Genomic DNA, 12,854 nt, shown 5'->3' with positions numbered 1-12,854 from the left:
CTACCCCGTTAGCGCACCGAGACCTGCCCATTTGAACGAAACCGACCCGGATCTGGAGTTGCTTAAACGCATCGGCAACAACGACGCGCAGGCCGTGAAGGAAATGGTCACGCGCAAGCTGCCGCGCCTGCTGGCCCTGGCCAGCAGGCTGCTGGGGGATGCCGACGAAGCCCGGGACATCGCCCAGGAGAGCTTCCTGCGGATCTGGAAACAGGCCGCCAGCTGGCGCAGCGAACAGGCACGGTTCGACACCTGGTTGCACCGGGTAGCGCTGAACCTGTGCTACGACCGCCTGCGCCGGCGCAAGGAGCATGTGCCGGTCGATAGCGAGCACGCCTGCGAGGCCCTGGACACCCGCCCGGCGCCCGATGAACAACTGGAGGCCAGCGCGCAGAGCCGGCGCATGGCCCAGGCCCTGGACCAACTGCCGGATCGCCAGCGCGAAGCGATCGTCCTGCAGTACTACCAGGAACTGTCCAACACCGAGGCCGCGGCGCTGATGCAGATCAGCGTCGAAGCCCTGGAAAGCCTGCTGTCGCGGGCCCGGCGCAACCTGCGCAGCTACCTCGCCGAGGCCCCCGGCACGGACCTCTCAGGAAGGAGAAAACCATGACCCCCGAACGCTTCGTGCACCTGGCCGATGCCTATGGCGCCGACCTGCAACGCTGGCCCAGCGCTGAACGCGCCGCCGCCCAGGCCCTGCTCGGCTCCGGTGATGCCCAGGCCGTGGCAGCCCTGCGCCAGGCGCACTGGCTCGACAGCCAGCTGGACCGCTACCAGGTGCCCGCACCGAGCCCGGCCCTGGCCCAGCGCATCATCGCCGCCGCGCAGCAGCCCGGCGCGCCGTTCTGGAGCCGCTACGCCGGCTGGCTGGCCTCCCTGGGCTGGGTCGGGGTCGGCCTTACCGGGGTCGCCGCCGGCATGCTCGCGGTGGCCCTGAGCCTGCCGCTGTCGACCTCCCCCGAGGCCCTGCCCAGCGTGTTCGACCAGAGCGACGCGGAATTCGTCCTGAGCATCAATGCCGAGGAGGCCGAACAGTGAGCCTGTCCATCCGTACGCTGAAAACCTGCCTGGTGCTGTCGCTGCTGTTCAACGTGTTCCTCATCGGCGGCGTGGCCGGCGGCCTCTATCAGTGGCTTGGCCACCCCAAGCCGGCCCAGGCCCTGGCCGTGCCCCAGCACGGCCTGCGCCAGGCCATGGCGCAGATGCCGGAAGAACGCCGGCGCCAGTTGCGCCAGTTGCTGCGCCAGACCCGCATCGACAGCCAGCCGCTGATCATCGCCGGGCGCGAGGCGCGCCAGGCGGTGGTGCGTGAACTGGGGGCCGAACCACTGGACCGCAATGCCCTGGATGCCCAACTGGGCAAGTCCCGGGATGCCGACATCGCCCTGCGGGCCCGGGTCGACGAAGCCCTGGCCGACTTTGCCGGCAACCTGTCGCTCAAGGAGCGCCAGCAACTGGTGGAGGCCATGTACCTGCGGGGCCCGGGAAAGAACCGCGCAACCAATAGAGATTGAAGGCCCGGCGACGGATTTCGCCCCGGGCCACGTTCAACCCTTGATCGCCCGCGATAGCCGCGGGCCCACTGCCCACCTCAGGAAACCGACCATGCTTCGCACGATCCAAAGCATCCTCATTGCCACCTTGCTTGGCACCACTCTGGCAGGCTGTGTAGTGGCCCCGGCCCATCCTCGCCGGCCGCCACCGCCGCCGCCCATTGTCGAGGTGATTCCGATGGCGCCCGCGCCGAGCTATCACTGGGTCGCCGGGCATTACCGCTGGCACGCCGGCCAATGGGTCTGGACACCGGGGCATTGGCGCTATTGATGCCTAGCCGGCCACCGCCTCCAGCAGCCAGGTCTTGAAGGCGCCCATGGCCGGGGTTTCGGCCCGGGACTGCAGGCGGGTCAACCAGTAGCTGCCGGTGACAATGCCGATGTCGAAGGGCTGCACCACCGCGCCACTGGCCAACTGGCGCTGGAACATCAAGGGCGGCGCCAGGGCCACGCCCAGGCCTTGCAGCGCCGCTTCGAGCATGCCCAGGGACGAGTCGAAGACCACGCTCTGGGGCAACAGGCTGTTGGCCCCCAGCCCCGCCGCCTGGAACCACTGCGGCCATTCGTCGGTGCGGTAGGAGCGCAGCAAGGTCTGCCCCAGCAGGTCCGCCGGGCTGTGCAGCTGGCGGGCAAGTTCCGGCACGCACAAGACCGACAGTGGTGCCTGCAACAACGCCAGCGCCTCGATGCCGTGCCAGGCCCCGGTGCCAAAGCGGATGGCGTAGTCCAGGCCCTCCGCTGCCACATCCACCCGATTGTTGTTGGTGCTCAGGCGCAGATCGACATAGGGATGGCGCGCCTGGAAGTCCCCCAGCCGCGGCAACAGCCAGCCCACGGCGAAGGTGCCCACCGCGCCCACCGTCAGCACTTCGCGATAGTGCCCGCCCTCGAATCGTCCCAGGGTCTGGGCGATGCGGTCGAAGCATTCGCGCAACACCGGCAGCAGGGTCTCGCCTTCGCTGGTGAGCATCAGGCCCCTGGGCAGGCGCTTGAACAGGGTGACGTTGAGCTGGCCCTCCAGGCTCTTGACCTGGTGGCTGACCGCCGCCTGGGTCACGCACAGCTCGATGGCCGCACGGGTAAAACTCAAGTGCCGTGCCGAGGCTTCGAACGCCCGCAGCGCATTCAGGGGCAGATGGGGACGGAGCATGGGTATTCCCTAGTTTTTCTAATGGCTCGTGCGAAATATGGTCGTTTGTCGATGCGCCGTAAACTGCCTACATTGGCCTCGCTCGCGCAGCATCGGCCACGCCCTCCCGTGCCAGGAAGGCTTCGCGGGCAGGCCGCCCGGAGCGTTCCCGCGAAGAACGCCCAGGCCGCAAAGCCGCTGGGACAAACGCGGCGCATATAACCAGAACCCAGGGAAACCAACCAATCATGCGGCACACAACCTTGACCGGACTAGGCGTCATCAGCGCCTGCGCACTGCTACTGGGCGCCTCCAGCGCCTTCGCCGAGACCACTGCGGACAGCGCGCTGAAAACCACCGTGGACGCCACCATCCGCCCTCTGATGCACCAGCAGGGCATTCCCGGCATGGCGGTGGCGATCATCGCCAACGGCAAGCGACATTACTTTAACTACGGGGTTGCCTCCAAGGACAATCAACAGCCGGTGGACAACGACACCCTGTTCGAGGTGGGCTCGGTAAGCAAGACCTACACCGCCACCCTCGCCGGCTACGCCCAGGCCAGCGGCAAGCTGGCCCTTGAGGACCACGCCAGCCAGTACCTGCCGGCACTGCGCGGCAGTGCCTTGGACGGCATCAGCCTGCTGCAGCTGGGCACCTATACCGCTGGCGGCCTGCCCTTGCAGTTCCCCGATGACGTGCAGGGCGAGGACAAGACCCTGGACTACTACAACACCTGGAAACCGACCTTCAGCCCCGGCACCCAGCGCCAGTATTCCAACCCCAGCCTCGGGCTGTTCGGCTACCTGGCGGCCCGCAGCCTGGGCCAGCCGTTCGACCGGTTGATGGAGCAGACGCTGTTCCCCAAATTCGGCCTCAAGCACAGCTACATCCATCTGCCCAAGGACCAGCTGGGGCACTACGCCCAGGGCTACGACAAGCAGAACCGGCCGATCCGCCTCAGCCCCGGGCCGCTGGACGCCGAAGCCTACGGGGTCAAGACCAGCGCCCCGGACCTGCTGCAATTCATTGCCGGCAACCTGCAACCGGGCCAGTTCGAGCGCCCCCTGCAACAAGCCATGGTGGCGACCCAGAGCGGCTACTACCAGGTCGGCGACATGACCCAGGGCCTGGGCTGGGAGCGCTACGCCTACCCGGTGCCCCTGGCGCGCCTGCTGGCGGGCAACTCATCGGCCATGGCCCTTGAGCCGCACCCGGTGCAATGGCTGACCCCGGCCGCCGCCCCCAAGGCCGACGCGCTGTACAACAAGACCGGTTCCACCAGCGGTTTCGGCGCCTATGTAATGTTCATCCCGAGCCAACAGATCGGCATTGTCCTGCTGGCCAATAAGAACTACCCCAACGAGGAACGGATCAAGGCCGCCCACGCCATCCTCACGGCCCTGGAGACCGGGAAGTAATCAACCCAGGTGCCTGCGCCTGCCCGCAACGCCACCTGACCTTCGGTCACGTGGCGTTTTTTCTGTTGCCTCGGCCAAAGTGGCGCCTAGACTCAAACCAGCCCCTCGACCGCGCACTCGGGCCAGGCCAGCCACTGGCCCGGCGCTTGCGGCGCCGGGCCTGATTCAAGGTTCGCGCTGAACCTTCTGCCAGGCTTTCCGGTCGATAACTGCAACCTGGCCAGGCTTGCCGGCGCTGCTGCGCCGGTCATCGCCCGGGCACCACAGCCGCTGGAGAAACGTCCGTGATATCGACCCTGCAGATCGCCAGAATCAAAGCCTGGGGCGCCCATGGCTTCACCGCCACCGGGGTGGTCAGTGCCTTGCTCGCCACCCTGGCACTGTTCGACAACCAGCCCAAGGCCTGCCTGCTATGGCTGGGGGTGGCGCTGCTGGTGGATGGCGTCGACGGCTCCCTGGCGCGCAAGGTCAAGACCAGCTCGGTGCTGCCCAACATCGACGGCTCGGTGCTGGACCTGGTGATCGACTACCTGACTTACGTGTTCATCCCGGCGCTGTTCATCTACCGCTACATTCCCCTGCCGGAATACAGCGCGCTGCTGGCCACTTCGCTGATCCTGCTGTCGTCGCTGCTGTGTTTCTGCAACGTCAACATGAAGAGCCACGACAACTACTTCCAGGGCTTTCCCGCGGCCTGGAACGTGGTTGCCCTGTGTTTCTACCTGATCGAACCCGGCCCCTGGCTGAGCCTGCTGAGCATCTTCGCCCTGGCCCTGCTGACCGCCACCCGGGTGCAGTTCCTGCATCCGTTCCGGGTACGCAAGTGGATGGGGCTGAACATCATCGTGACCTTCGTCTGGCTGCTCAGTGGCGCGCTGCTGATTCTCAGCCACCCGCTGCACAGCCCGTCGATCATGGGCCTGTGGCTGGCGGCCTCGGCCTACTTTCTCGGCGTGTGCCTGTGGCGCTCGGCCCAGGAATGGTTCAGCAAGGCCAGTTGAACCAGTGCCCCGCGAACAAATGCCGGGGCCCGGCGAGCATGCAAGACTGCTGCGCCCAAGCCTCTGCAACAGGGGCTTGATGACTATTTGCCCGCCCGATGAGGGGGAACGGGTGCCTAGGGCACCTCGGGCTGGCTGATCGCCGCGCTCAGGGCCAGGGCCAGTTCCGCCACCGAGTAGGGCTTTTGCAGGAACACGAACTCCCGGGTCTGGCCCTGGGCCAGGGCCGGGCTGTAGCCGCTGGTGAGGATGACCGGCAACCGCGGGTAGTCGCGACGGATCCGGCTGGCCAGTTCGATGCCGCTCATGCCCGGCATCACCACATCGGAAAACACCGCCTGGAATCGGGTCCGCTCCTCGCCCAGGCGGCGCAGGGCTTCGGCCGCGCTGGTGGCCCATTCGGTCTGGTAGCCCAGTTCGTTCAGGGACTGGGCCAGCAGCACGCCGACTTCGGGATTGTCCTCCACCACCAGCAGGGTCATGCCCTGGCCGTCGATCATGGGCACTACCGCCTGGGCTGGCGCCGGCAAGCCGGCCAGGGCTTCCGCGCGCGGCAGGTACAGGGTAAAGCGCGTGCCCTGCCCCGGCTGGCTGTGCACCGCCAGGCCGCCGCCCGACTGCTGGGCGAAACCGAACACCTGGGACAAGCCCAGGCCGGTGCCCTTGCCCACCTCCTTGGTGGTGAAGAAGGGTTCGAAGATCCGTTCGATCTGCTGGGGGTCGATGCCGGCGCCGGTATCAGTCAGGGATACTGCGACAAAGTCCCCGGCCTGGGCCCCCTGGCTGGCACTGGGGGGAATCTGCGCCACCCGCTCCACGGCCACCACCAGCAAGCCTTCGCCCTGCATGGCGTCCCGGGCATTGACCGCCATATTGATCAGCGCCGTGTCGAACTGGCCGGCATCGGCGTGGATGTAGCAAGGCTGCTGCGGCAACTCGATACGCAGTTCGATGCAGGCGCCGATCAGTGGATTGATCATCTGCGCCAGCAACTGCACGCTGGCGCCGACGTCGAAGGTCTCCGGGCGCAGGTTCTGCTGGCGGGCATACGCCAGGAGCTGGCCGGTGAGCTTGCTGGCGCGGTCGACGGTGTCGGAAATCGCCTTGATGTACAGCTGCCGGCGCTCTTCGCTGAGGTTGCGGCGCAACAGGTCGGTGGAAGAGCGGATCACCGTCAGCAGGTTGTTGAAGTCGTGGGCCACGCCACCGGTCAGTTGCCCCACCGCCTCCATCTTCTGCGCCTGGCGCAGGATGTCCTCGGTCTTGCGCAGCGCCTGGGCGGCCTCGCGCTCGGCCTGCATGTCACGGCCCACGGCGTGAATGTGGTGCGGGTCCGGCACGGCGCTCCAGGCCATCCAGCGATAGGAACCGTCGCGGTGGCGAAAGCGGTTCTCGAAGCGCGAAAAGCTCTCGCCCCGAGACAGATCGGCCGCCGCCCCCGCTGCGGCCAGGCTGTCCTGGGGGTGGATGAAATCGTAGAAACTGCTGCCTTCCAGTTCCTCGCGCTGCCAGCCCAGGAGCTGGGTCCAGGCCGGGTTGACGGCGACGATGCGGCCATTGAAGTCCGCCACCAGCATCAGGTCCGTGGACAGCTGCCAGATCCGGTCGCGCTCCTGGGTACGCTCCTGGACCCGCTGCTCCAGAGACTCATTGAGCCGCCGCAACTCCTCCTGCGCCTCGCGGGTGGCGCTGATGTCCCGGGAAATGCAGAGGATCTTCTCCGGCTGGCCGGCCGCGTCGAGCATCGGCGTAACCTGCACATCCCACCACTTGGTGCGCCCCTGGAGGGTATCGGCGGCGCCCTGGAACCGCACCGAACGGCCCTGGCGCGCGGCGGCAATGGCATCCTGGGCCTCCTGGTGGCCCTGGCCCTGCCAGAAGTCCGGCCAGGGGCAGCCCCGCACCGCATTGAAATCACTGACTTCCATGACCCGCAGGCCACCTTCGCTCATGAACGACAGCTGGCCATCGAGGTCCAGCACCTTGATGCAGTCGTTGCTGGCGGCCAGCACCCGGGTATTGAGCTCGCGGGTTTCGCGCAGGTGCGCCTCGGTCTGCCGGGCGTGCCGGGCCAGCAGCACGCGATCGGTGGTTTCCACGGTGTGGCACAGCACTCCCAGCACCTGTTCGTCGTCCTCGTCATACACCGGGCTCATGGAGAACGACCACCAGGTCAGCTCTTCGCCGGGGTAGCGCTGCATGTTCACCGGCAGGTCTTCGTGGCGGCAGGAGTAGCCGAGAAACGCCTGCTCCACCATCGGCTGGACATCTGGCCAGGCATCGGCCCAGAGGGTCTGGATGGTCTGCCCCAGGGCATTGGCCAGGCGCGGGCCGAGGACCGGTCGGTAGGCATCGTTGAAGAAGAACTGCATCTGCGGCCCCCACAGCAGGTACAGGCTCTCCGGGGATTCGAGCATCTGGCTCAAGGTGCTGCGCAGCAGGCCGGGCCAGCCCTCACGAGGGCCCACCGCAGTCTGCGACCAGTCGAAGCGACGGATTGCAGCACCGATCTCGCCGCCGCGGGAGGTCTTGGGCGCTGCACCACGAGGTGGGGAAGTAGTCATGAACACATCACAGAAAAGGAAAAAGACAACACTGCCATCCAATGGCCAGCGCAGGATAACTGACCCCGTGGATCCGCAGAAGTTGGCAAGCGGCAACGCTGATTCGACAACAGCGGCCAAAGTACCCGGCGAATGCCTTTAAACCCGCGCCGGCCTGGGGCATTCTGCATCGGCATTGCCACCTGCCCGCCGAGAACCGCGCGATGAATACCACCACCTTGGTGCTCTACACCTCCAGTTGCTTTATCGGTGCCCTGATTCCCGGGCCGACCTCACTCCTGGCCATGGCCAACGGCACCTCGCGCAATCGCCAGCTGGTGGCGGTGGGCATGGCCGGGGCGGCGCTCTCGGATGTACTGATAATCGCTGCCGTGGGCCTCGGGCTGGGGGCCATGCTGATGGCCTCGCAGCAGTGGTTCATGGCCTTGAAATGGCTCGGGGTGTGCTACCTGGCCTGGCTCGGCATCCAGCTCTGGCGCAGTGCGCCCCAGGGCCTCGGAGCCCAGCAGGTGCAGGCCGGGTCACGGCGCGCAGAGGTGTTCCGGCGCAGCTTCTCGGTGGCCATGACCAACCCCAAGGTGCTGCTGTTCTTCACCGCGTTCCTGCCACAGTTCGTCGACCCCACCCAGCCGGTCTTCATCCAATACGCCACTCTGGCGCTGGTCACTGCGGTGGTGGAGGTGCTGGTGATGGGGCTGTACGCCGCCGGTGGCGTACAGGCGGCGAAGTTCCTGACCGCCAGCGGCATGCGCCGGCTCAATCAATGCTGCGGTGCGGCGATGCTGGCGCTGGCGGGGTTTCTGGCGCTGTACCGGCGCAGCTGAAAGGCTGCGCCAGGTTTCAGAAGGCCAGCTTGTAACCGATGGAAAACAGCATGACCGCCAGGCACGGGCGCAGGATCTCGTCGGAAACGCGCCCGGTCATGTGGCTGCCGATCCAGATCCCGGGCAACGAGCCCATCAGCAGGAAACCCAGCAGGTGCCAGTCCATGTTGCCCATGCTGGCGTGGCCCAGGCCTGCCACCAGGGTCAGGGGGACGGCGTGGGCGATTTCAGTGCCCACCAGGCGCTTGGTGGCCAGGAACGGATAGAGGATGAACAGCGCCACGGTGCCCAGGGCACCGGCGCCGATGGAGGTCAAGGCGACCATGGTGCCCAGGATCACCCCGGTGACCACGGTCAGGCCATTGAGCCCGCCGGGGCTGGGCTGGTAGTCGCTGCCATGGCGCTGGGCGAAGGCCATGAGTTTCTTCTTGAAGACAATGGCCAGGGCCGTGAGCAGCAGGACGAACCCCAGCCCCTGCTTGATCACCGCGTTCAGGGCCTGGGGGTCGGTGTCGAGATTCTTCAGGAACCACAGGGTCACCGCCACCGCCGGCACGCTGCCCAGGGTCAGCCAGCCGGTGATGCGCCAGTCGATGTTGCGGTTCTTCTGGTGCACCAGCACCCCACCGGATTTGGTGATGGCCGCGTACAACAGGTCGGTGCCCACGGCCGTGGCCGGGTTGATGCCGAACCAGAGCAGGATCGGGGTCATCAGCGAACCGCCTCCCACACCCGTCATGCCCACGATGAAACCCACTACCAGGCCCGCGACTACAAAACCGAAGTTACCCACATCCATCAATAAAGCCCTACAAATCACGCGGCCAGGTCAAAAACTGGCGGCAGCATAGCGGCTAAAGCTTATGTCCATTTATATGAATAAAATCTAACGTTATAACCAGCCCCATTTTTTTCATGCACAAGGCGCATGGCAGGCCCTGCGCAGTTGCAGCCGCCACATGCCATGGAGCCCCTGGCACGCGGCTAAAAAAGCACGTGCCGGCAGACGCCGAACGCTCTGTGCTGCACATCAGGGCCACGGCATCCGGTATTCTGCCCGTTGCTTGCCGGGGCCCCCGGCCTGGCACTCCCCCTGGCTCGTGCCCCACACCCGATTCCAAGGAAGGCCCATGACCTCTGCCGACACCTCGTACCAGATCGAGCACCAACGCATCCGCTTCAGACGCCTGAGCCTGCAACAGGAAGCCCCCGAAACCGGCGCACCCGGCCGGGGCAACTGGGGGCTGGCACTGTCCGGTGGCGGCATTCGCAGTGCAACCTTCGGCCTTGGGGTGCTGCAAGCCATGGCCCGGGCCCCGGCCCCCGCCGAGGCGCAACCACAGCCTGCGGGCGCACGCGAACACAGCCTGCTGTCGCGCATCGACTACCTGTCCACGGTCAGCGGCGGTGGCTATATCGGCAGTTTCTTCAGCAGCCTGTTCCTCCCCGGGCGCCTGCAACCCCAGGCTCCCCAGGACCCGGTGGCCCATGCCGCCCACAGCGCCTACCAGGCGCTGCGCTTCGAGCCGCCGGGGCGCATCAGCACCGGCGTCGACTACGCTACCCGGCCACCGGGCCAGGGCCCCGCGGCCTGGCTGCGGGAAAACGGCCGCTACCTGACCCCCACCGGCTCCGGCGACATGCTCTACGCCCTGGCCATGACCTGGCGCAACTGGCTGTCGCTGCAGGCCATGATCGGCCTGCCCATCGTGCTGCTGCTCAGCCTGCTGAGCCTGTTCCAGGTCCTGAGCCAGGCCAGCCTGCTGCTCTGGCCGCTGATGGCCGGCGTGCTGTTCGCCCTGCCCTGCGCCGTGGCGTACTGGCTGGTCATTCCCCAGGGCGACCTGGACCGGCCGCCCAGCATGGGCAACGCGGCGTACCGGATCATGCTCGGCATAGTCATCAGCCTGTGGCTCAGCGGCGCCCTGGCTTACTGGCTGGCACAGTGGCAGGCGGTGGGCGCCCTGACCCTGGGCTGTGCCCTGGTGGGCAGCTGCGCCTTGCTGATCACCCGGCAACTGGTGCGGCGCCTGGCCGACAACCGCGACCCGGCCAAGGACAATGCCTGCGCCAACAGCGTGCGCAACTATCGGGTGCAGATCACCCGCGCCCTGGGCCGGGCGATGGCCGCGGTGGCGGTGCTGGGGTTCCTCGCCCTGCTGGTGACTGCGGCCCAGGCGCTGTACAGCTACCTGCACGACCTGCGAGCCCTGGGCAGCCTGCTGTTGCTGGTGAGCGTGGTGTGGCTGGTGCGGCGCCTGGCCCTGCTCAAGGATGAAAAGCACCTGCCGGGCTGGATGCACAAACTGCCGCTGGACGTGCTCGCGCTGATTGCCGGCGGCCTGCTGCTGAGCCTGCTGTGCCTGTGCTGGGGCTTGCTGGTGCAGTGGATCGCCCACGACGGCGGGGTGGTGTCCGGCGACCACGCGGTGGCCTGGCGGCTGGCGGCGCTGAGCCTGCTGGCGGCCGTGCTGACCCACATCAGCGGGCGCTTCATCGGTTTCCTCAATACCTCATCGCTGCAGGCCTTCTACTCGGCGCGGCTGATCCGCGCCTACCTGGGCGCCTCCAATGGCCGGCGTTTCAACGGCCCGGCCGCACAGCGCCGCACCTACATGAGCGTGGCCGAGCCCATGTCCAGCGACGACCTGTCGCTGCAGCAGTACTACGCCAGCCCCAGCGCCGGCCCGGTGCACCTGATCAACGTCACCATGAACCTGACCGTCGACCCGGCCGAACAACTGGTGCAGCGCGACCGCAAGGGCAAGCCGCTGTGCATTGCGCCGAACTGGGCCCCCGACAGCCCGGCCCCCAGCGCCGAATGCCCGGCAGAACGCTACATTCTCGATGGCACGGCCTATCGTCGCGACCTCGACCACGGCCCGGCCTCGGAGATCATGAGCCCGCTGACCCTGGGCCAGTGGATCGGCGTCTCCGGCGCCGCCTTCAGCACCGGCCTGGGTCGCGCCACCAGCCTCGGCATGTCGCTGGTGCTGGGGCTGGCCAACGTGCGCCTGGGCATCTGGTGGCCCAGCCACTTCCTCGACCCCGGGCAACAGCACTGGGTGCCGCGGGACCTCAAGCCCTGGACCCACTACGGCACCCAGGCCTACCTGTTCTATGAACTGACGGCGCGCTTTCACGGCTACCGCCGCGACTACCAGTACCTGTCAGACGGCGGGCACTTCGAAAACACCGGGACCTACGAACTGCTGCGCAAGGAGCGCAAGGTGGAATTGATCGTCACCTGCGACGCCGGCTGCGACCCCGACTACCAGTTCGACGACCTGGCCAACCTGGTGCGCCTGGCGCGCATCGACCAGGCGCTGGAGATCCGCGAAGACCTGGGGGTTCTGAGCCATCCGCAGCTCAAGACGGTGTTTGCCAGCCTTGAGGAATTCCGCCAGCCACCGAGCACCGAGAACCAGAAATGCGCCCTGCTGCTCAACGTCCATGCTCACTCCCCGGGCAGTGACGATGACCTGTGCCAGACGCCCCACTGCCGGATCCTGGTGCTCAAGCCCCGGCTGATCGCCGGGCTGACGCCGGACGTACTGAACTACGCCCGGGCCAATCCGGGCTTTCCCAACCAGAGCACCGTGGATCAGTTTTTCGACGAGGCGCAGTTCGAAAGTTACCGGCAACTGGGCCTGAGCATTGGCCAGACCGTCTTCGGCACCCAGTGCCAGCCCAGCGAGATTGCCCAGGCGTTGTGGCGGTATCTGCAATAGCCCCGGCAACGCCGGGGCCTGCCGGTCAAGGGGTCTTGTGCCGCTTCACCGCTTCCAGCCATTGCGCTTCAAGGCGTTCCTGGTGCGGGTCGATGCCATGCTCGGCCAGCAGCGCCAGATGCCGCTCCACCTCACCGTGCATCTGCCCGTGGGCGCTGGAGTTGGCGTCCAGCTGGTGCATCTGGATCAGCCCCAGGTGATAGAAGCGCAGTAGCTTGAGGGCCGCAGGATCCCCCGCCGCAACCCCGGCGGTGACCTGGTGCATGACGTTGGTCACCCGCATCAGGCTGCGCTTGAGGCGCCAGCCATAGACCGCCGCCGCCATCCACGGCTTGTTCCAGAACACACTGCGCAACAACGCCGCGCTGATCAGCAGGCCAGTGAACACTCCTGCCGCGTTCCACAGCAGGTTGTCCCCGCCGGGCTGGCCGAACAGCGCCACCGCAGCGCTGGAAAACAGCATGGCCAGGGCAATGAACACCAGCGCGATGATCAAGGTGCTGCGCCGGGTTTGCCGACGGTAAGTCTCAGGGTCCTGCGGGGTGATGACGAACATGGGCGCGACGGGCTCCAATGGCTGAACGTGAGTGGCTGGCGCGCATTATCACCGCTGGACCGGCCGCCGGTG

The 12,854-nt window shown here is 66.8% G+C and carries 12 protein-coding genes; 8 read left to right on the top strand and 4 right to left on the bottom strand.

Annotated elements, in window-relative coordinates; all coding sequences use genetic code 11:
• Positions 1–31: 31 nt before the first annotated feature.
• From KCG88_RS00475 to KCG88_RS00460, 4 genes are all read left to right on the top strand, one after another.
• A complete protein-coding gene (locus KCG88_RS00475) occupies positions 32–613 on the top strand; it encodes an RNA polymerase sigma factor (protein WP_047288001.1) in 582 nt (193 codons plus the stop codon).
• Positions 610–1,041: a hypothetical protein gene (locus KCG88_RS00470; RefSeq protein WP_047288002.1), complete on the top strand. Its 432-nt coding sequence runs from the start codon at positions 610–612 to the stop codon at positions 1,039–1,041. The genes KCG88_RS00475 and KCG88_RS00470 overlap by 4 nt, the downstream gene beginning before the upstream one ends.
• A complete protein-coding gene (locus KCG88_RS00465; RefSeq protein ID WP_047288003.1) occupies positions 1,038–1,517 on the top strand; it encodes a periplasmic heavy metal sensor in 480 nt (159 codons plus the stop codon). Before KCG88_RS00470 ends, KCG88_RS00465 begins: the two co-directional genes overlap by 4 nt.
• 91 nt (positions 1,518–1,608) lie before the next feature.
• Positions 1,609–1,827 carry a YXWGXW repeat-containing protein gene (locus KCG88_RS00460; RefSeq protein ID WP_011062335.1) on the top strand — a complete coding sequence of 73 codons (219 nt, stop codon included), beginning with the start codon at positions 1,609–1,611 and terminating at the stop codon, positions 1,825–1,827.
• 3 nt (positions 1,828–1,830) lie between these two features.
• On the opposite strand, the gene KCG88_RS00455 is transcribed toward KCG88_RS00460, so the two are convergent.
• Positions 1,831–2,706: a LysR substrate-binding domain-containing protein gene (locus tag KCG88_RS00455; protein WP_210711485.1), complete on the bottom strand. Its 876-nt coding sequence runs from the start codon at positions 2,704–2,706 to the stop codon at positions 1,831–1,833.
• 227 nt (positions 2,707–2,933) lie between these two features.
• Here KCG88_RS00455 and ampC point away from each other — a divergent pair, with 227 nt between their 5' ends.
• Together ampC and pcsA are read left to right on the top strand one after the other, a co-directional pair.
• On the top strand, positions 2,934–4,106 hold the full coding sequence (gene ampC / locus KCG88_RS00450; protein WP_047337347.1) for a class C beta-lactamase: 1,173 nt from the start codon (positions 2,934–2,936) through the stop codon (positions 4,104–4,106).
• A gap of 284 nt (positions 4,107–4,390) precedes the next feature.
• Complete coding sequence (pcsA, locus tag KCG88_RS00445; protein ID WP_047288006.1) at positions 4,391–5,107, top strand: phosphatidylcholine synthase; 717 nt, start codon at positions 4,391–4,393, stop codon at positions 5,105–5,107.
• Between the two features lie 116 nt (positions 5,108–5,223).
• Here pcsA and KCG88_RS00440 read toward each other — a convergent pair whose 3' ends face one another.
• Positions 5,224–7,671 (bottom strand): PAS domain-containing protein, encoded by a 2,448-nt coding sequence (locus tag KCG88_RS00440; protein WP_210711484.1) that lies wholly within the window; start codon positions 7,669–7,671, stop codon positions 5,224–5,226.
• A gap of 203 nt (positions 7,672–7,874) precedes the next feature.
• Between KCG88_RS00440 and KCG88_RS00435 the strand changes: the two genes are divergently transcribed.
• Entirely contained in the window at positions 7,875–8,495 is a 621-nt protein-coding gene (locus KCG88_RS00435; RefSeq protein WP_047337349.1) for a LysE family translocator, read from the top strand.
• A gap of 16 nt (positions 8,496–8,511) precedes the next feature.
• Here the strand turns inward: KCG88_RS00435 and KCG88_RS00430 are convergent, their stop codons facing one another.
• Positions 8,512–9,294: a sulfite exporter TauE/SafE family protein gene (locus KCG88_RS00430; protein WP_047288008.1), complete on the bottom strand. Its 783-nt coding sequence runs from the start codon at positions 9,292–9,294 to the stop codon at positions 8,512–8,514.
• A gap of 331 nt (positions 9,295–9,625) precedes the next feature.
• Between KCG88_RS00430 and KCG88_RS00425 the strand changes: the two genes are divergently transcribed.
• Positions 9,626–12,226, top strand: coding sequence for a hypothetical protein (locus KCG88_RS00425; protein ID WP_210711483.1), 2,601 nt, complete (start codon positions 9,626–9,628; stop codon positions 12,224–12,226).
• Positions 12,227–12,251: 25 nt separating this feature from the next.
• Here the strand turns inward: KCG88_RS00425 and KCG88_RS00420 are convergent, their stop codons facing one another.
• Complete coding sequence (locus tag KCG88_RS00420; RefSeq protein ID WP_047288010.1) at positions 12,252–12,782, bottom strand: DUF3087 domain-containing protein; 531 nt, start codon at positions 12,780–12,782, stop codon at positions 12,252–12,254.
• Positions 12,783–12,854 lie beyond the last annotated feature (72 nt).

This window comes from Pseudomonas sp. MWU349, from assembly GCF_017947325.1.
GTDB classification, from domain to species: domain Bacteria; phylum Pseudomonadota; class Gammaproteobacteria; order Pseudomonadales; family Pseudomonadaceae; genus Aquipseudomonas; species Aquipseudomonas protegens.
The sequence above is the reverse complement of the archived record's forward strand: the minus strand, read 5'-3'. Positions and strand labels throughout refer to the sequence as shown.

What these genes read in the sequence shown, in the direction of transcription:
- ampC (WP_047337347.1), top strand. Translation starts at nt 2,934, where the DNA reads ATGCGGCACACAACCTTGACCGGACTAGGCGTCATCAGCGCCTGCGCA.
- KCG88_RS00435 (WP_047337349.1), top strand. Translation starts at nt 7,875, where the DNA reads ATGAATACCACCACCTTGGTGCTCTACACCTCCAGTTGCTTTATCGGT.
- KCG88_RS00420 (WP_047288010.1), bottom strand. Translation starts at nt 12,782, where the DNA reads ATGTTCGTCATCACCCCGCAGGACCCTGAGACTTACCGTCGGCAAACC.
- KCG88_RS00460 (WP_011062335.1), top strand. Translation starts at nt 1,609, where the DNA reads ATGCTTCGCACGATCCAAAGCATCCTCATTGCCACCTTGCTTGGCACC.
- KCG88_RS00455 (WP_210711485.1), bottom strand. Translation starts at nt 2,706, where the DNA reads ATGCTCCGTCCCCATCTGCCCCTGAATGCGCTGCGGGCGTTCGAAGCC.
- KCG88_RS00440 (WP_210711484.1), bottom strand. Translation starts at nt 7,671, where the DNA reads ATGACTACTTCCCCACCTCGTGGTGCAGCGCCCAAGACCTCCCGCGGC.
- KCG88_RS00430 (WP_047288008.1), bottom strand. Translation starts at nt 9,294, where the DNA reads ATGGATGTGGGTAACTTCGGTTTTGTAGTCGCGGGCCTGGTAGTGGGT.
- KCG88_RS00470 (WP_047288002.1), top strand. Translation starts at nt 610, where the DNA reads ATGACCCCCGAACGCTTCGTGCACCTGGCCGATGCCTATGGCGCCGAC.
- KCG88_RS00425 (WP_210711483.1), top strand. Translation starts at nt 9,626, where the DNA reads ATGACCTCTGCCGACACCTCGTACCAGATCGAGCACCAACGCATCCGC.